Source organism: Rathayibacter sp. AY2B5 (genome assembly GCF_002931645.1).
Lineage (GTDB): Bacteria > Actinomycetota > Actinomycetes > Actinomycetales > Microbacteriaceae > Rathayibacter.
Genome location: NZ_PSUE01000040.1, coordinates 1 through 17,163, shown reverse-complemented (window position 1 = coordinate 17,163; position 17,163 = coordinate 1). Strand labels below are relative to the sequence as shown.

Here is a 17,163-nt window from a genome sequence, read left to right as displayed (position 1 = left end):
GGACAATGGGAGTCATGACGAACACGGAGGAGCGGACCGCCGCTCAGACGCCCGACCCCGCCGCCGCCCCGCGCCCCCGCGCCACCGCGAACCGCTCGACGACCCCCGCCTCCGACCGCTTCCGCGACTTCATCGCGTCCGGCTGGGCCGAGCGGGAGGAGCCGCTGCCCGCTCCGCGCGAGCAGGCGTCCTTCGCCGCCTCCCGCCGCGAGCGCCTCTCCGCGCTGCACACCGGCGTGCGCATCGTCGTCCCGGCGGGCCGCCTCAAGCAGCGCGCGAACGACACCGACTACCCGTTCCGTGCGCATTCGGCCTTCACCTGGCTCACCGGCTGGGGCTCCGACTCCGAGCCCGGCGCGGTCCTCGTCCTCGAGCCCGCCGGGTCCGGCCACAGCGCGACGCTCTACTTCCGCGAGCGCGCGGGCCGCGACTCCGACGAGTTCTACGCCAACCCCGAGATCGGCGAGTTCTGGATCGGGCCGCGTCCGTCGCTCGCGCAGGTCGCGAGCGATCTCGGCCTCGCCACCCGCGGGATCGCCGAGCTCGACGCGGTCCTCGACGCGCACGACGGCGTCCCCCTCGCCGTGCTCCGCGAGGCCGACCCGGCGGTGACCGGCCGTCTCGACGCGGTCGAGGCCGACGAGCGGGCGGACCGCGACGCGGCGCTCGAGCGCGACATCGCCGAGCTCCGCCTGGTCAAGGACGCCTACGAGATCGCCGAGCTGCGCGCCGCCGTCGACGCGACGGGCCGCGGCTTCGAGGACGTCCTCTCCGACCTGCCGCGCATCATCGCCCACGAGAAGGGCGAGCGCCTGATCGAGGGCGTCTTCAACGGACGCGCGCGCGCCGACGGCAACGCGGTCGGCTACGACACCATCGCCGCGGCGGGCCCCCACGCCTGCATCCTGCACTGGACGCGCAACGACGGGCCGGTGCGCCCCGGCCAGCTGGTGCTGCTGGACGCCGGCGTCGAGCAGGACAGCTACTACACCGCCGACATCACGCGCACCTTCCCGGTGGACGGCCGCTACACGGACGCCCAGCGCCAGGTTCACGAGACGGTGCGGGAGGCGGCCGACGCCGCGTTCGCGATCGTCCGACCCGGCATCCGCTTCCGCGAGGTTCACGCCGCGGCGATGGCCGTCATCGCGCGGCGCACCGCCGAGTGGGGCCTGCTGCCGTTCAGCGCCGAGGAGGCGCTCGAGGCCGACAACCAGCAGCACCGCCGCTACATGGTCCACGGCACCAGCCACCACCTCGGACTCGACGTGCACGACTGCGCCCGCGCACGGCGCGAGATGTACCTCGACGGACTGGTCGAGGAGGGCATGGTCTTCACGATCGAGCCCGGCCTCTACTTCCAGCCCGACGACCTCACTGTCCCGGAGGAGCTGCGCGGCATCGGCGTCCGGATCGAGGACGACGTGCTCGTCACCTCCGACGGCGCCGAGAACCTCTCGGCCGGCATCCCGCGCTCGGCCGATGACATCGAGGCGTGGATGGCCCGACTGGCCCGCTGAGGCCGGTCGCCCGCGGGGAGCCCCGGCCGCTCAGGCGGCGACGGGCAGCGCGAACTCCCCGCGGGCGGCGGCGAGCGCCAGCCCGTCGAGCAGCGTCGCCAGCTGACCGGCGGGAGCGTCCGGGTCCTCGGGATGCCACTGCACACCCACGAGGGGGGCCGCGACGTGCTCGACGGCCTCGATCACGCCGTCCTCCGCCCGGGCGACGACCCGCAGCCCCGGAGCGAGCAGGTCGACCGCCTGGTGGTGCGCGCTCTGCACCGCGAGCGCCTCGGATCCGAAGAGCCCGCCGAGCACGGAGCCCGCCGCGAGCCCGACCTCGTGCCGGTGCATGCGCTGGTGAGCGGGAGCCGCCGCGTTGACGTGCTCCGCCTCCGGACCCAGGTCCTGCACCAGCGTGCCGCCGAGCGCGACGTTGACGATCTGCAGGCCGCGGCAGATGCCCAGCAGCGGGGTCCGGCGGGCCAGTGCCCGGTGCACCAGCGCGATCTGGGCGGCGTCGGCGCGCTCCGCGTGGGGGCCCTCGGCCGGGTAGCCGCGGTCGGCGCCGTACTGCTCGGGAGCGATGTCCTCGCCGCCCGCGAGGACGAGGGCGTCCGCCCCCGCCGTGCGCGCCAGCAGCTCCTCCGTGCCCAGCTCCTCGGCGGCGAAGCGCTCCGCCCGCCAGCCGCGCTCGTGCGCGAGGGCGAGGATGCGGCCGTTCAGGATCTGCACGTAGGCGTGGTACTCCTCGCGGCCCGGTCGCACGCGGGCGACCTCGACGATGGCGAGTGAGCGGGTCATGACTCCATCCTGGGCACGCCGCCGCCGCCGGTCGAACCGCCGTGTCACGCGGTGTCACACTCCGGCCGTACGATCACGGAGTGACCTCGCCGAGCCCGTCCCTCCCGGAGCGCGTGCAGCAGGCGCGCTCCGAGGTCTCCGTCCTCGCCGGGACCACTCCCGAGCGCCGGGTCCGACCGCTGCGCGAGGCCGTCGAGCACGTCGCCGCCGGCGGCTCCCCCGATCCCGACGCCCTGCTCGACGCGGTCGACTCGCTGGTCGGGCTCGTGACCCGCGCCGAGGTGCAGCTGAGCGGCGTCGAGCGCTCCGTGCGGGACGACCTGGAGCGGGCCGCCACCCTCTCCGACCTGCGCACCTCGGCGCAGCTCGCCTCCGCCGCCGACGTGGCCGTCGCGTGCGCCGCGGCACGGTCGCTCCTCCTCGACGCCGACGACGCCCGGTCGGCCGGAGCCCGCCACGATCCGGCCGCGCTGCTGGTCCTGCTGCTCGACGCCGACTCCGCTCTGGACGCCGTCGTCTCCGGGTACCGCGAGCCGCGGGCCCAGGCCGAGCGCCAGCTCCTCCTGTTCGAGGCGGCGCGCACCGCGGCCCGGCTCGGCGCCGAGTCGGTGCTGCTCCTGGCCGCCGTGCACGGCGAGCGCATCACCGCGGCACCCCGGATCCTCGCGGTGGAGACGCTCGGGCAGCTGGACACCGCGGTGCGCCGTGCGGCAGGCGATCCGGCCGGCGCTCTGGACGAGGCCCGCGCCGCCGCCGACCGCGCCCGCTCCGCGCTCGACGAGGCCCTGGTCGACCTCGACGGCGCACCCCCGTCGCTCCGCCCAGCAGCCGTTCCCGGAGGCCTGCCCGCGGCCTGAGCACGCAGGCACCCGGCACCGGCGCGCGTGCCATAGTGAGGGACATGGCCTCCTTCCTCGTCGTCCCCCAGTGGCAGGGCTCGGCGTCGACGCGCGCGATGCGCCTCGTCGACGGAGCCGAGGCGATCCGGGGCGATCTGCCCTCCTCCGCCACCACGACCCTCGACATCCCCGCCGAGGCGGGCGACGCCCAGGACACCGGCATCCGCCGCTACGCCTCGGTCGCCACCGTCGCCGAGCGGGTGCGCGAGGCCCTCTCGGGCCGCACCGGTCCCGTGATCACGATCGGCGGCGACTGCGGCGTCGAGTTCGCGGCGATCGGGCACGCCGTGCGCTCGGCACCGGGCCCGGTCGCGCTGGTCTGGCTCGACGCCCACCCGGACGCGCACACTCCCGAGTCCTCCCCCAGCGGCGCCTTCTGCGGCATGGTCCTCTCGGCCGCGCTGGGACGCGGCGTCGGCCTCCTGAGCGCGGGCGCCGAGGAGCGGGTGGCCGACGAGCGCGTCGTCCTCGGAGGTGTCCGCTCCGCCGACGACGGCGAGCTCGAGCGGCTGGTCGAGCGGGGCGCCGCGGTGCTGCCCGCGGACGCCCTCGACCCGGAGTCGCTCGTCGCGGCGGTCGAGGCGACCGGTGCCGCCTCCGTCTACGTGCACCTCGATCTGGACGTGCTCGACCCCGCCGATCTCGCCGGGCTGTTCGACCCGGTGCCCTTCGGCGTTCCCGCCTCGCGCCTCGTCGCGAGCCTCGACGCCCTCCGGTCCCGCTTCCCGCTCGCGGGCGCCGGCGTCACCTCGTTCGCCCCGTCGTCGCCGACCGCGGCCGAGGACGACCTGCCCACGATCCTCCGCCTCCTCGGCGCTCTGTCCCGCGGGGCCTGAGAGAGCCCTGCCATCGGCGCGCAAGCCCGAGCGCGTGTCGGCGGCACCCGGCAAGATGGTCGGACGGGACCGAGCGGAGGAACGATGAGCGACGAGAGACCGCGCGTGCGCACCGAGCGGCGCGGGACCGTGCTCGCGATCGTGCTGGACCGGCCCGAGAAGCGCAACGCCGCCGATCTGCGGCTGCTCGCGGAGCTGGCGTCCGCGTACGGCGAGCTCGACCGCGACCCGGAGCTGCGCGCCGGCGTCGTCCTCGCCGAGGGCGGGCACTTCACGGCCGGGCTCGACCTCGCCGACATCGGGCCCCGCCTGGGCTCCGACGGCCTCGACTTCGTGCCCGAGGGCGGTCTCGACCCCTGGGGCCTGCGCACCCGCCCCGTGAGCAAGCCGGTGGTCATCGGCCTCCAGGGCACCTGCCTCACGCTCGGCATCGAGCTCGCGCTCGCGAGCGACGTCGTCCTCGCCGAGCGGTCCACCCGCTTCGGCCAGATCGAGGTCGCCCGCGGCATCCTGCCCTTCGGCGGAGCGACGCTGCGCTTCCCCCGCGCCGTCGGCTGGGGCGACGCGATGCGCTGGATCCTCACCGGCGACCTCTTCGACGCCGAGGAGGCCCACCGCATCGGCCTCGTGCAGCAGGTCGTCCCCGACGGGACGGTCGCCGAGGCGGCCTGGGCGCTGGCCGCCCGGATCGCCGCGCAGGCGCCGCTCGCCGTGCAGGCCGCCCTGGCCAGTGCCCGGCTCGCGGTCGCCGCGTCCGACGCCGAGGCCGCGGCCGCGCTCCCCGGGGTGCTCGCGCGTCTCGCGGCGTCCGAGGATGCGCGCATCGGCACCGAGGCCTTCCTCCAGCGCACGACGGCGGAGTTCACCGGACGATGAGCGACGAGAGCACCACCGTCACGGCGCCCGGCGGCTCCTCCCTCGAGGCGCAGCAGGAGCGCGCCGCGCAGCAGCTCGAGATCCGGCTCCGCTACGGCGACCAGGTGTGGGAGCTGCGCGAGGTCGACCACTTCGCCGTCTTCTCCCGCCGCAGCACCGCACGACGGGCCGGGCGCGTCCTCGTGGCCTCCGGCTTCCAGATCGCGATCTCGCGGCTGAGGCTAAGGCAGGTCCTCGTCGCGAGCCACCACGCCGCGGTCGACGAGGAGTCGACCACCGCGTTCCTCCGCCAGGTGATCGAGGCGGTCGAGAGCCACGGCGGCCGCTACGACGGCTGGCGGGCCGAGATCGTGCCGGCGCATTGAGCGCCGGGCACCCACCGACGACGGGGCTCGACGCCTCCGAGAACCCCAGGGAGACAGCATGAGCAGCACGACGGACGAGTTCGACGTCATCGTCATCGGAGCAGGGCCGGTGGGCGAGAACCTCGCGGACCGCGCGGTCCAGGGCGGCCTCACCGCGGCCGTCGTCGAGAGCGAGCTCGTCGGGGGCGAGTGCTCCTACTGGGCGTGCATGCCCTCGAAGGCGCTGCTGCGGCCGCCGATGGCGCTCCGCGCCGCCCGTGATCTCCCCGGCGCGGCGCAGGCGGTGAGCGGAGGAGTCGACGTGCCCGCGCTCCTGGCCCGCCGCGACTCCTTCACCAGCCACTTCGACGACCACGGCCAGGTGCAGTGGCTCGAGGGCGCCGGCATCGAGCTCGTCCGCGGGCACGGCCGCCTGAGCGGCGAGCGCGAGGTGACCGTGACCGGACCCGACGGCGAGGTGCGCGTGCTCCGCGCCCGCTCCGCCGTCGCCGTCGCGACCGGCACCACCGCCGTCGTCCCCGACATCCCTGGCCTGCGCGCGGCATCCCCCTGGACGAGCCGCGAGGCCACCTCGGCCGAGGAGGTGCCGCCGCGCCTCGTCGTCATCGGCGGCGGAGTCGTCGCGACCGAGATGGCGACCGCCTACGCCGGCATGGGCTCCTCCGTCACGCTCGTCGCCCGCAGCGGACTCCTCGCGCCGTTCGAGCCCTTCGCCGGCGAGCTCGTCGGCTCGGCGCTCCAGGAGCTCGGCGTCGACCTGCGCCTCGGCGACTCGCCCGTCTCGGTCGAGCGCCGGTCCGACGGCACCGTGGCCGTGACGCTCGAGGGCGGCGACGTCATCGAGGCCGACCAGGTGCTCGCCGCGACCGGCCGCGCCCCGCACACCCGCGACGTCGGCCTCGAGACGGTGGGCCTCGAGCCCGGCTCCTCGCTGACGGTCGACGACACGATGCTCGTGCTGGGCGGCGACGGTGCTCCCCTCGGCGGCGGGCGTCCGTGGCTCTACGGGGTGGGCGACGTGAACCACCGCGCACTGCTCACGCACCAGGGCAAGTACCAGGCCCGTGCGGCAGGCGACGTGATCGTCGCGCGCGCCACCGGTGCCGAGGTCCACGACGCCCCCTGGGGAGCGCACGTCGCGACCGCGGACCACGAGGCCGTGCCGCAGGTCGTCTTCACCGACCCCGAGGTCGCGTCGGTCGGCCTGACCGCCGCGGTCGCCGAGAAGGCCGGCTACCGCACCCGCGTCGTCGACTACGAGATCGGCTCGGTCGCCGGCGCCGCCCTCGCCGCCGACGGCTACACGGGCACCGCGCGGATGGTCGTGGACGAGGACCGGAAGGTCGTCCTCGGCGTCACCTTCGTCGGCAAGGAGGTCGGAGAGCTGATCCACTCCGCGACGATCGCCGTCGTCGGCGAGGTGCCGCTCTCGCGCCTCTGGCACGCGGTCCCCTCCTATCCGACGATCAGCGAGGTCTGGCTGCGGCTGCTCGAGACCTACGGACGCGACAGCGCGTGAGCGCGCTCCGTCGAGCCGTCGCGATGGTGGCCCTGGATCCGGCGATCACCCGGCCGGGCTACCTCTTCGCGTGCGCGGTCGGACTCGCCTGGGGCGCGCTGTGGAGCACGGGCCCGATCCGGCGCAGCCACGGCCTCGTCGTCTTCACCGGTCTGCCCTCCTGGGCGTTCGGCCGCGGAGGGTCCTGCGTCGGCACGAGCTACCTCACGGGCACCAACGCCTCCGACAGCGTCCTCGAGCACGAGGCCGTGCACAAGGAGCAGTGGCGGCTCTACGGGATGTGGTTCCCGTTCGCGTACACGGTGGCGGGTCGCGATCCGCTGCGCAATCGATTCGAGATCGAAGCCGGTCTCGAGAAGGGCGGATATCTCCGTGGTCACTGACATGACGGGGCGCGTCGTCGTCCTCACCGGAGCGAGCTCCGGCATCGGCCGGGTCGCGGCGGGAGCGCTGGCGTCCGCCGGTGCCCGCGTGGCCGTGGTCGGGCGGAACCCCGAGCGCACCCGCGCGGTCGCCGCCGACGTGGGAGGGGACGCGTTCCTGGCCGACTTCGACCGGCTCGACGACGTCCGCGCCCTGGCCGACGGCCTCCTCGAGCGCTACGAGCGGATCGACGTGCTGGCGAACAACGCGGGCGGGCTCGTCTCCCACCGCGCCGAGACGGTCGACGGCCACGAGCGGACGATCCAGAGCAACCATCTCGCGCCGTTCCTGCTCACGCGGCTCCTGCTCCCGCGGATGATCGAGACCTCGAGGGAGCGGGCCGGCGTCCGCGTCGTCTCCACGGCGAGCCTCGCGAACCGCTTCGGTCGCCTGAGGCTCGACGACCTCGACAACCGCCGGGGTCCGTGGCTCGGCGGCTGGCGGGCGTACGGCACGTCGAAGCTGGTGACGATCCTCTTCATCCGCGAGCTGGCGGAGCGCCTGCTGACGACGTCGGTCGACGCGTACTCGTTCCACCCGGGCGTCGTCTCGACGAGCTTCGGCGCCGACAGCACGATGATGAAGCTGATGACGAGCCTCTCGGTCGGCTCCTTCGGCATCTCCGCCGAGGCGGGTGCGGTGCCGCTGATCACCCTCGCCTCCGAGCCCGACGTCGGCGCCGCCAGCGGCAGCTACTTCGACCAGCTGACGCCGCACGGCTCCCTGAACCCCCAGGCCCGCGACCGCGCTCTCGCCCACGACCTCTGGACTCTCTCCAGCCGCCTCGTGGGCGTCTCCCCCACCCTGTAGCCGCTGCCGCTCCCCGCCGCCGCCGACTCGGCGCGGGGCGGCGCGGAGCACCCGGCGCGCTCGCCGGGAGGATCTCGACACACCCTCTCCGAGGGCTGCCCGATCAGCAGGTCTGTGCGCGGTCGCCCGACTCGGTGTGTGCCGGCGAGCTTCTCGATCAGCCGCGAAATCGGTCGGGCGTGGATCTCGAAACTCCCTCTCCGAGGGCTACCCGATGAGCATGTCCGGGCGCGGTCGCCCGACTCGCCGGGCACCCGAGAACCGCTCGATCACGCGCGAGGTCCGTCGGCAGTGACTCTCGAGACGCCCTCTACGAGGTCCACTCGATCAGCATCGTCCTCCGCGGTCGCGCCCCTGGCGCGCCGCACCCCTACGAGCAGCGCCCGGAGCGTCGCAGGGCGTCGTTCTGCAAGGCGGAGGAGGAAGCGATACCGGCGGTATCGCGCCCGACGACAACGCCGCAGAACGTCGCCCTGCGGCGCTCCGGGTCAGTTGGACTCTTGGCGGCCGAGGCGCCAGTACCCCATGAACGCCACCCGCTTCCGGTCGAGTCCGAGCTCGGTGACGAGGCAGCGGCGGATCAGCTTCACGGCGCCGGCTTCTCCGGCGATCCAGGCGTAGAGGCCGGGGTCGGTGCTCTCGTCGGGGACCTCCCAGAGCATCTCGTGGTCGACGTCGATGTCGCTGACGTCCACGCCGCGGTGGTGGGCGGTGAGGAAGCGGGTGGCCCAGGCGCGGACCGCGTCGCCGAGGGCCGCTCCGGGGGCTGCCGCGTGGGCGCGGACGATCCAGGTGACGTGGACGCCAGCGGGGTGGCGGAGCGGGAGGCGGTCGTGGGCGGTGGGGACCTCGAGGAACGCGGCTCCGGTGGCGTCGTCGTCGAGGCTCTCGAGGATCGCGGCGATGGCGGGGACGGCCGTCTCGTCGCCGGCGAGGAGGAGGGAGGTGGCGGCGCCGGGGTGGAACTCGACTCCGCCGCCGGGGAGGTCGGAGCGCGTGTCGGGCGCGATGATGACGATCTGGTCGCCGGCGCGGGCGCTCTCGACCCAGGCGGAGGCCGGTCCGGTGTCGCCGTGGGCGGCGAAGTCGATGTCGACCTCGGCGTCCTCGGGGCGGACGGCGCGGATGGTGTAGGTGCGGAGCGGGTTCCGGAGCTCGTCGGGGAGCTGTCGCCAGCGGCCGTACCAGTCGGGGTCGAGTCCGTCGGGTCCGTCGGGGTCCGAGACGGAGGCGAGGAAGGCGGGGGCGTCGGAGGCTGCGGTGGGGACGACGAGCTTGATGCGCTGGTCGGGGCCGGTGCAGCCGACGTGGTCGAGGCCGGTGCCGGTGAGGGTCACGCGGATGAAGTGCGGGGCGATCCGGGTCGCTGCGGCGACGGTCGCGAGGTACGGCCGGTAGGCCGGTCGGGCGGGGGCGGCGGTCGTCGGAGGCATCGCCTCAGTCTCGCACAGAAGGTAAGCCTTGCCTAACACTCAGCCGGGACGCCCGGCGGACGGTCAGCGCGCGGCGTGCTCGGCGGAGGTGCGCAGGCGCGCCTCGACGTCGGCGGCGAGCTCGGCGACGACGGGGCCGGCCCCGCCGATCCAGGCGCAGAAGTCGTGGCGGCCGTCGGCCCACGGGTAGTCGCCGTCGACGACCGACATCTCGCCGACCCAGGCCCGGACCGCGCGGTCGAGTGCGACTCCGCGGGAGCATCGCTCACCGGTGCCGGGGGCGCCCGAGCGCTCGGAGCGGCCGAGCCAGGTGACGCAGACCCGTCCGGGGGCGGCGAGCGGCGGCAGTCCGCGCGCGTCGTCGACCTCGACGAAGACCTGGCCGCGGGCGTTCGCGGGAAGGGCGTCGAGGATGCTCTGGATCCACGGCACGACGGTCTCGTCGCCCGCGATCAGGAACTGCTTCACGTCGACCGGCGCGGAGCCGTCGCGGTCCTCGAACATGCACATCGTGTTCGAGTATAGGCAAGGCTTACCTCAGTGACCAGAGCCGGACCCTGACCATCCGCCGTGCGGCCGCGCCCGGACCCGTCACCACTGCGGCCTGCCCCGTCACCACTGCGGCGGGTGCCGCCTCTGCCAGCGCGCCCGCCGCTCGAGCTGCGCGCCGATCGCCAGCAGTGTCGCCTCGCCGCCGGGTCGCCCGATCAGCTGGACTCCCATCGGCAGGCCCTCCTCCGTGGTGCTCAGCGGAAGGGTGATCGCGGGGAGGCCGCTCACGTTCACGAAGGACGTGTACGGCGTGTAGAGGCACTGCTGCTCGAAATTGCGCTCGGGATCATCGAGGTCGTACCAGCCGACGGGACGCGGCGTCATCGCCAGCGACGGCGTCAGGACCGCGTCGACGCCGGAGAACGCCGCGATCACCGCGCGCTCGTAGCCCGAGAGCCAGGACGCCGCCCCGACGATCTCGCGGGCGGAGCGCCGGCGTCCCTCCTCCACCAGCCAGCGGGTCAGCGGCTCCAGCAGATCGAGGTCCGCGCCCTCGACGGGCAGGGTCGCGGCGCCGCTCTGCCACAGCGTCCGGAACGCGGCGGGGTACGGGGCGCTCGGGGGGAGCGACGCCTCCTCGAGCCCGTGGCCGAGCGCGGCCAGCGCGGCGATCCCCTCGTCCAGCGCGGCGCGCGCCTCCGGAGCGAGAGCGATCTCGTACTCCTCGTCCCAGGGCGAGTCCGTCAGCACGCCGATCTGGAAGCGCCCCTCTCCGCGCACCGCGGCGCCGAGGAACGAGCCGTCGCCGTCACCGGGCGCGCCGAGCGACCAGCGCTGCGGGAGGCGGCCGTTCGTCCGCTCCAGCATGCCCTCGAGCAGGAGGCCCGCGTCGGCGACCGAGCGGGTGATCGGCCCGGCGACCGTCAGGCCGCCGACTCCGCCGATGCCGGAGAGCGCGGCGACACGTCCGCGGGAGGGCTTCAGTCCTACCAGGCCGCAGGCCGCGGCGGGGATGCGGATGGACCCGCCGCCGTCCGAGGCGGGGGCGAACGGCAGCAGTCCCGCGGCGACGGCGACCGCCGCTCCTCCGCTGGATCCGCCGGCCCCGAGGCGGGTGTCCCAGGGCGTGACGGCGGGCGGGCCGATGCGCGTCTCGGTGTAGGAGGGCATCCCGAACTCGGGCGTCGCGGTCTTGCCGAGGCTGACCGCTCCCGCCGCGTCGAGCACCTCGACGATCTCGTCGGAGGCGGTGGGCACGTGGTGCTCGCGCAGCCGCGATCCGGATGCGGTCCGCACGCCCGCGCGCCGCCAGAGGTCCTTGTCGCCGCTCGGCAGGCCCCAGAGCGGAGCGGTTCCGGGCCCCGTGCCGAGCGCTGATGCCCGCTCCCGCGCCCGATCGGCGGTCACCGTGGCGAAGGCGCCCAGCTCCCCGTTCCAGCGCTCGATCCGGGCGAGGTAGTGATCGGCGAGCTCGAGAGGCGTGACCTCTCCGCGCTGCAGCCAGTCCCACTGCTCCTGGGCGCTGAGGTGGTGGAGTTCGAACATGGAACGACCCTATTCCGCCGCTCCGGGGAGCCGGCGGAACAGGGTCGTGGGGGTCAGGCCGCGCGGCGGCCGCTCTCGCTCGCCTCGTCGATGCCCTTCCGGGCGCCGTCGGGCACCACGGTGTCGCGGTCGATGCGGGCGCCGGTCGCGATCACGGCCGAGCGTCCGATGCGGGAGTAGCTCCCGATCCGCGCCCCCGGTCCGATGATCGCCTCGGGCCCGACGTGCACGTTCGCGCCGATGAAGGCGCTGTGCCCGATCATGGCGTCGCGGTCGACCCAGCTGCCCGCGCCGATCCAGGCGCGCTCGCCCACGGTCGCGCCGGGCTCCACGTAGGCGCCGGTCTCCACGTACGCGGTCGCCGAGACGCGCGATCCGGGAGCGACCATGCCGCGTCCGTTCGCGTGGCGGCGATAGACGATCTCGTCGTCACTGCCGCGCGCCCCTCGACCCTTGTTCATCCCTGTTCCTGCCATCTGCCTCTGGCTCCTCCGAGCTGTCCGGTGGGCGGGGCGCCGAGCCCCGTCCCGTCATCGGTAGACAACAGCGGCGAGCGCCCGCGCATTCCCCGTTCGGGGGGCGCTGGCGCGGGGTGGAGGCGGGGCGGCGGGCGGAGCGGCGGGCGGAGCGGAGAGCGGGCGTCGGAGCGGACCCGCGCGGGCGTCCCCGGAGCGTCACTCCACCGCGTCGGCGACCGCGGTCACGACCGCGCGGAACCGGTCCGGCGCCTCGCGGATCCGACGCCGGAGGAGGACCCCGGCGAGCGCCGACGAGGCGGGTGCGGCGACCAGCTCGCACTCGACCCGGGCCCCCTCCTCGTCCGCCAGGACCCGCCACTGCTCGACGCCGAGCACGGGGAGCCGGCGCTCGAGCCCGCTCCCCCGCCGCTCGTAGGCGCCGTCGGCGGCGAGGACGTCCGCGAGGGCGGCGAGCACCGGGGCGGGGTCGGCGTGGAGGACGGAGGCGAGGGCGAGGAGGCTGCGCACGGCGGCAGTCTCGCACGCCCCCGCGTCAGGAGCGGGCGTCGAGGACGCGCCGGAGCCAGTCGAACGACGCCTTGGGCACGCGGTCCCGGCTGCGCGTGTCGACGGCCACGAGCCCGTGCGGGCGGCTGTAGCCGTGCTGCCACTCGAACGCGTCGACCAGGGTCCAGAGCTGCACGGCCTCCACCGGCAGTCCGTCGTGGACGGCCTCGGCGAGAGCGGCCAGGTGCGCCCCGAGCCAGCGGATCCGCTCCGTGTCGACGATCGCACCCTCGCGATCGGGCTCGTCGGGGTAGCTCGCGCCGAGCGCGGTCACCACCAGCGGCGGCAGGGCGTCGCCGTAGCGCTCCACGAGGGACCGCAGCACCGAGACCACAGCCCAGGGTGCGACCGGCGAGCCGTCGCCCGTGCGGTCCAGCTCCGGCCAGGGCGCCGTGTGGAAGGGGAGCGCGGGAGGAGCGCCCACCCCGGTCGGCAGCGCCGGGTCGCGGCCCGACACGATCCGCAGCGGCGGCAGCGGCGCGACCGCGTAGAAGTCGAGCGGAGCCGAGATGCGCGCGAGGTCGACCGGATCCGCCTGCGCGAGGGCGCCGAGGAACGGCGGCAGCTCCTCCGGTCCGACCGGGTAGGACCCGGTCAGCACGGCGTCGGCCACCAGGCGGTTCCGCAGGATGTCCGCCAGGGAGGCGAAGGCGCGGTCCCGGTCGTCGTCGGAGGCGGGCTCGACCGGCGCGAGCGCGTCGACGAGGCCGATCCTCCCGGTCACCTCCGCCGCTCGCAGCGCCTCCAGCGCCACGCCGTGCCCGAGGAGCTGGTGGTGCAGCGCCGGCAGGGCGCTGAACAGCCGGCCGGCGCCCGGCGCCTGCCGCGCGAGCGCGTAGCCCTCGAGCATCACCGTCGACGGCTGGTCGAGGGTGATCCAGTCGGCGACCCGGTCGCCGAACCGCCCGCCGAGCTCGAAGGCGAGATCACCGAAGCGGAACGCGGTGTCGCGGTTCATCCAGCCGCCGCTGAGCGCCGACGGGGTGTCGCGGTGGTGCAGGGTCAGCGCGACCCGGATCCCCGTCTCGGCGAGCCCGTCGAGCAGGCGGTCGTAGAAGCCGAGCCCTCCGCGGTCGATCGGCCCGCGGCCGTCGGGCTGCAGCCGGGGCCACGAGACCGAGAGCCGGAGCTCGTCGACGCCGAGATCGATCAGCAGCGCGAGGTCCTCGCGCCAGCGCAGGAGGAAGTCCGTCGCGATCTCGGGAGTGGCCTCCTCGGCGATCGTCCCCCGTCGCAGCGCGAAGTCGTCCCACACCGACCGGCCACGGCCGCCCGTCTCGAGGGAGCCCTCCGTCTGGAAGGCGCTCTGCGCCAGTCCGATGCGCAGGCCCGGCGGCAGGAGTGCGCCCAGCTCGCGCGGATCGTCGAAGCGCGCAGCCTCGACGCGCACCTCCCGCCGATCGCGCCCGCGGGCCTCGTCTTCGCGCATTCCACTGTCCTCCGGATCTGATCGACGGGTATATTCTCGCGGAAGCGCTCTCCCGGATCTCCCCGACTCCCCCGACCGACTGAGACGCCTCCTCCGGATGGTGTACATCCGGGAACAGTGGTGCGGCGCGCTTGACAGCTCCCCCCTGCCCCCGTGCAATGGACGCATCGTGAAATCGGGCGTCGACGTGGCAGTACCGGGGGGTTCACCGGTCGTGCCGGTGCCCCGACTCCGCCGATCCCCGCGGCGCACGGCCGCCCTGCTGCTGGTGCTCCTCGCGGCCGTCGCCTCCGTCTCCGGGCTGGCCGCGCCGGCCGCGCAGGCCGCCGCTCTCGCGATCACCGCTCCCTCCTCCGGCGCGGTCCTCAGCACGGGAGCGACGACGGTCACCGGCACGGCGACGGCCGGGGACCAGGTGCAGATCGGGCTCCGCGGCGGCGGCGACCCCCTCTGCATCACCACCGCGGGCCCCGACGGCGGCTGGAGCTGCGCCGTCTCCCTCGACGACGGGCCGGCGACCCTGGTCGCGGTGGAGCTCCTCGCCGGCGGCGGGACCACCTCGGCCGCCGTCCCGATCGCCGTCCTCAGCGCCCCCGTCATCGAGTCGGTCGACGGCTCGGCGACCTCGGCGGGCTCGGTCCGCGGCACGGCCTACCCCGGCGCGAGCGTCGCCGCGGTCTCGAACGGCGGCGCCGCGTGCCTGGCCACCGCCGACTCCGGCGGCGCGTGGTTCTGCCAGCTCGCCCCCACTCCGGCGCCGGGCAGCTACCGCGTCACCGCGACGCAGACCGCCTCCTTCGCCGGCAGCGCCGCCTCGCCGGCCAGCGCGCCGGTGACCCTCGTGGTCGACACCGCTGCTCCTGCCGCCCCCGCCCTCACCTCGCCGTCGAACGGCGCCGCCCTGCCGCTCAGCGGCGCGTCCTACTCCGGGACGGGCGTGGACGGCACTCGCGCCTACGTGTACGTGGACCGGGTCAACACCTGCGACGCGGCGGTCAGCGGAGGCACCTGGAGCTGCACCGGCGGCACGATCACGGCGGGCGCGCACCGGGTCTCCGCCATCGCCGGGGACAGCGCCGGCAACTACAGCCCGCCGAGCCCCTGGATCGACGTGACCTTCGCGGCGGCGACGACCGCTCCCACCGGCACGCCCAGCGCGACGACGCCGGCCGCCCCCGGAGCCGCGGCCACCGCGCCCGGGGCCGCCGCGTCTCCCGCTCCGAGCAGTGCGGCGCCGACCGCGTCCCCGTCGCCCGTCCGCCCCGGAGAGGCCGCGCCCGCGCCCGAGGACGAGCCGACCGCCGAGCCCACGGCAGCACCGGTCCCGGCTCCCGACCAGGACGGCGGTGACGTGCCGCCGCAGCCCGCCCCCGACGCCGGATCGGAGCCGGGCGGCTGGAGCGCGGCGACCGGGATGACCACCGCGCTGTCCGCCGGATCGCCCGTCGTCTCGATGGCCGACTGGATGCGCTCCCTCGCGCTCGCTCTGCTCTCGCTCGCCCTGGTCGTCGTGCCGGCCCGCCTCGCCGCGGCCGGGCGGGCGCCCCGCGCCGAGCGCAGCTGGCACCTCACGGGCCGCAACCGCGCCGCCGTCGAGTACGACGACAAGCCGGACACCGGTCCCGCCTCGCCGCGCCTGATGGTCGTCGGGATGATCGGCTGCGCAGCCGGCCTCGTCCTGCTCTCGGGACGCGTCGACGGCCAGCCCGCCTACCTGCGCCTGCTGATCGCCGTCATCGTGGCCGTCGCCGTGGTCAACGCGGTCGCCGCCGCCCTCCCCGCGCTGGTCGGCCGGCGGATCGGCGTCAGCGGGATCGGCGTCGTCGCCGCTCCGCGCGCGCTGCTCCTGGTCGCGGCGGCCGCTCTCGTCTCGCGCTTCGCGGGACTGGACCCGGCGCTCCTCTTCGGCGTGGTGATCGGCCTCGTCCTCCCCGAGGGCGCATCCGCCGTCGACCGGGCGAAGCTCTCCACCGTCCGCGTCGTCTCGCTGCTGGGCCTCGCCGGACTCGCCTGGGGCGCCTCCGCCGTGGTCCCACCCGACCGCTCGTTCGGCTCCGTGCTCGCCGCGGAGGTGCTCAGCGCGACCACGCTGATCTCGGTCGGCTCGAGCGTGGTGCTGCTGTTCCCGGTCGGGCGCCCCGCCGGCCGCAGCATCCTGCGCTGGTCCCCGCTGCTCTGGCTCGGGCTCACGCTCCTCGCGACGACCGTGCTGTTCGTGCTGCTCACCCCGACCATCGCGTCCTGGTCGACCGACGGCGGAGCGGGTCCGGTGCTCTTCGCCGTCGTCGCCTTCAGCGCGGTGTGCACGTCGATCTGGGCCTGGCGGCGCTTCGTCGAGTCGGAGTAGCCGGCCTCGGCCGCCCGCTCAGCCGATCGAGACGGGCCGGTCGAGGTCGTCGCCCGGCAGCACGTCGGCCACGGCGCCGACCGTCAGCTCGCGCAGCGTCGCGATGCCGCCGTAGACGCCGAGGAACGCGGTGTCGGCCGCGTCGCGTCCCGTCGCGATCCGCACGAGACTCGACCGCGGCGCGAGCGTCGTCGCGTCGACCGCCCGCCACTCCCCCTCGATCCAGGCCTCCGCGACCGCGTGGAAGTCCATCGGCTGCAGTCCCGGGGCGTACACGGCCGCCAGTCGGGCGGGCACGTCCAGCGCCCGGAGGAGGGCGACGACGAGGTGCGCGAAGTCGCGGCAGACTCCGCGGCGGGCGAGCAGCGTCCGCTCGGCCCCGTCCGTCGGAAGGCTCGAGCCGGGGACGTACGCCAGCCGCGTGCCGACCCAGGAGCTCACCGCGTGCAGGAGGTCCGCCCCGGCCAGGCCGGCGAACTCGGCCCGGGCCGTCGCCCACAGCACGTCCGACTCGGCGTAGCGGCTCGGCCGCAGGTACCGCAGCCGGTCCACCTCGTCGCCCTCGAGCGGAGCGAGGCGTCCCAGGACGCGCGCGGAGTAGTCCACGACGAGGTGCCCGACCGGCGCGTCGAGCACGTGCAGCCGGGTGCCGTGCTGGTCGATCACCTCGCGAGCGGGGAGCGGGCGGCCGTCGACGGTGAGCGTCAGCGACTCCTCCGCCCCGTACGCGTCGGCCACCGCGATCGAGAGGACGAGGGCGGCCGGAGCCGCGACGTCGAGGGTCAGGCGGGCCGAGACGTCGCGCTGCATGGGGCTCTTCTCCGGGGCGGACGGGCGACGGGGACGCGGTCGGCGCCGCAC

General features: G+C 75.3%; 17 protein-coding genes. 9 read left to right on the top strand and 8 right to left on the bottom strand.

The annotated features are described in order from the left end of the window. Window positions 1-5 precede the first annotated feature (5 nt). Entirely contained in the window at window positions 6-1,520 is a 1,515-nt protein-coding gene (locus tag C5C30_RS16545; RefSeq protein WP_104334130.1) for an aminopeptidase P family protein, read from the top strand. Window positions 1,521-1,550: 30 nt separating this feature from the next. Here C5C30_RS16545 and C5C30_RS16540 read toward each other — a convergent pair whose 3' ends face one another. Next, window positions 1,551-2,303: a gamma-glutamyl-gamma-aminobutyrate hydrolase family protein gene (locus C5C30_RS16540; protein WP_104248220.1), complete on the bottom strand. Its 753-nt coding sequence runs from the start codon at window positions 2,301-2,303 to the stop codon at window positions 1,551-1,553. A gap of 80 nt (window positions 2,304-2,383) precedes the next feature. Here C5C30_RS16540 and C5C30_RS16535 point away from each other — a divergent pair, with 80 nt between their 5' ends. The 7 genes from C5C30_RS16535 to C5C30_RS16505 all read left to right on the top strand — a co-directional run bounded on the left by C5C30_RS16535 (window position 2,384) and on the right by C5C30_RS16505 (window position 8,031). Further along, a complete protein-coding gene (locus tag C5C30_RS16535) occupies window positions 2,384-3,160 on the top strand; it encodes a hypothetical protein (protein WP_104334129.1) in 777 nt (258 codons plus the stop codon). 44 nt (window positions 3,161-3,204) lie between these two features. Further along, complete coding sequence (locus C5C30_RS16530; protein WP_104248221.1) at window positions 3,205-4,038, top strand: arginase family protein; 834 nt, start codon at window positions 3,205-3,207, stop codon at window positions 4,036-4,038. A gap of 84 nt (window positions 4,039-4,122) precedes the next feature. Continuing rightward, a complete protein-coding gene (locus C5C30_RS16525; protein WP_104334128.1) occupies window positions 4,123-4,914 on the top strand; it encodes a crotonase/enoyl-CoA hydratase family protein in 792 nt (263 codons plus the stop codon). Further along, entirely contained in the window at window positions 4,911-5,279 is a 369-nt protein-coding gene (locus C5C30_RS16520) for a ribonuclease E inhibitor RraB (RefSeq protein WP_104225032.1), read from the top strand. The genes C5C30_RS16525 and C5C30_RS16520 overlap by 4 nt, the downstream gene beginning before the upstream one ends. A gap of 58 nt (window positions 5,280-5,337) precedes the next feature. Further along, window positions 5,338-6,798 (top strand): NAD(P)/FAD-dependent oxidoreductase, encoded by a 1,461-nt coding sequence (locus tag C5C30_RS16515; RefSeq protein ID WP_104334127.1) that lies wholly within the window; start codon window positions 5,338-5,340, stop codon window positions 6,796-6,798. A 23-nt stretch (window positions 6,799-6,821) separates the two neighbouring features. Then, window positions 6,822-7,181 carry a Fe-S oxidoreductase gene (locus C5C30_RS16510; protein WP_104297806.1) on the top strand — a complete coding sequence of 120 codons (360 nt, stop codon included), beginning with the start codon at window positions 6,822-6,824 and terminating at the stop codon, window positions 7,179-7,181. Continuing rightward, on the top strand, window positions 7,171-8,031 hold the full coding sequence (locus C5C30_RS16505) for an SDR family NAD(P)-dependent oxidoreductase (protein ID WP_258066029.1): 861 nt from the start codon (window positions 7,171-7,173) through the stop codon (window positions 8,029-8,031). Before C5C30_RS16510 ends, C5C30_RS16505 begins: the two co-directional genes overlap by 11 nt. A gap of 488 nt (window positions 8,032-8,519) precedes the next feature. Here C5C30_RS16505 and C5C30_RS16500 read toward each other — a convergent pair whose 3' ends face one another. The 6 genes from C5C30_RS16500 to C5C30_RS16475 all read right to left on the bottom strand — a co-directional run bounded on the left by C5C30_RS16500 (window position 8,520) and on the right by C5C30_RS16475 (window position 13,955). Continuing rightward, window positions 8,520-9,464: a siderophore-interacting protein gene (locus C5C30_RS16500; protein WP_104227424.1), complete on the bottom strand. Its 945-nt coding sequence runs from the start codon at window positions 9,462-9,464 to the stop codon at window positions 8,520-8,522. A gap of 63 nt (window positions 9,465-9,527) precedes the next feature. Next, a complete protein-coding gene (locus C5C30_RS16495; protein WP_160034004.1) occupies window positions 9,528-9,968 on the bottom strand; it encodes an SIP domain-containing protein in 441 nt (146 codons plus the stop codon). 108 nt (window positions 9,969-10,076) lie between these two features. Beyond that, window positions 10,077-11,501: an amidase gene (locus tag C5C30_RS16490; protein ID WP_104334125.1), complete on the bottom strand. Its 1,425-nt coding sequence runs from the start codon at window positions 11,499-11,501 to the stop codon at window positions 10,077-10,079. A gap of 53 nt (window positions 11,502-11,554) precedes the next feature. Continuing rightward, window positions 11,555-11,962, bottom strand: a complete 408-nt coding sequence (locus C5C30_RS16485) for a transferase (RefSeq protein ID WP_104334124.1) — start codon at window positions 11,960-11,962, stop codon at window positions 11,555-11,557. Between the two features lie 213 nt (window positions 11,963-12,175). Next, window positions 12,176-12,487, bottom strand: coding sequence for a hypothetical protein (locus C5C30_RS16480; protein WP_104227427.1), 312 nt, complete (start codon window positions 12,485-12,487; stop codon window positions 12,176-12,178). Between the two features lie 25 nt (window positions 12,488-12,512). Beyond that, window positions 12,513-13,955, bottom strand: coding sequence for a glycoside hydrolase family 1 protein (locus C5C30_RS16475; protein ID WP_181131614.1), 1,443 nt, complete (start codon window positions 13,953-13,955; stop codon window positions 12,513-12,515). A gap of 220 nt (window positions 13,956-14,175) precedes the next feature. Between C5C30_RS16475 and C5C30_RS16470 the strand changes: the two genes are divergently transcribed. Further along, on the top strand, window positions 14,176-16,302 hold the full coding sequence (locus C5C30_RS16470; RefSeq protein WP_181131612.1) for a hypothetical protein: 2,127 nt from the start codon (window positions 14,176-14,178) through the stop codon (window positions 16,300-16,302). A gap of 18 nt (window positions 16,303-16,320) precedes the next feature. Here C5C30_RS16470 and C5C30_RS16465 read toward each other — a convergent pair whose 3' ends face one another. Next, a complete protein-coding gene (locus C5C30_RS16465; protein ID WP_104273843.1) occupies window positions 16,321-17,112 on the bottom strand; it encodes a transglutaminase family protein in 792 nt (263 codons plus the stop codon). Window positions 17,113-17,163 lie beyond the last annotated feature (51 nt).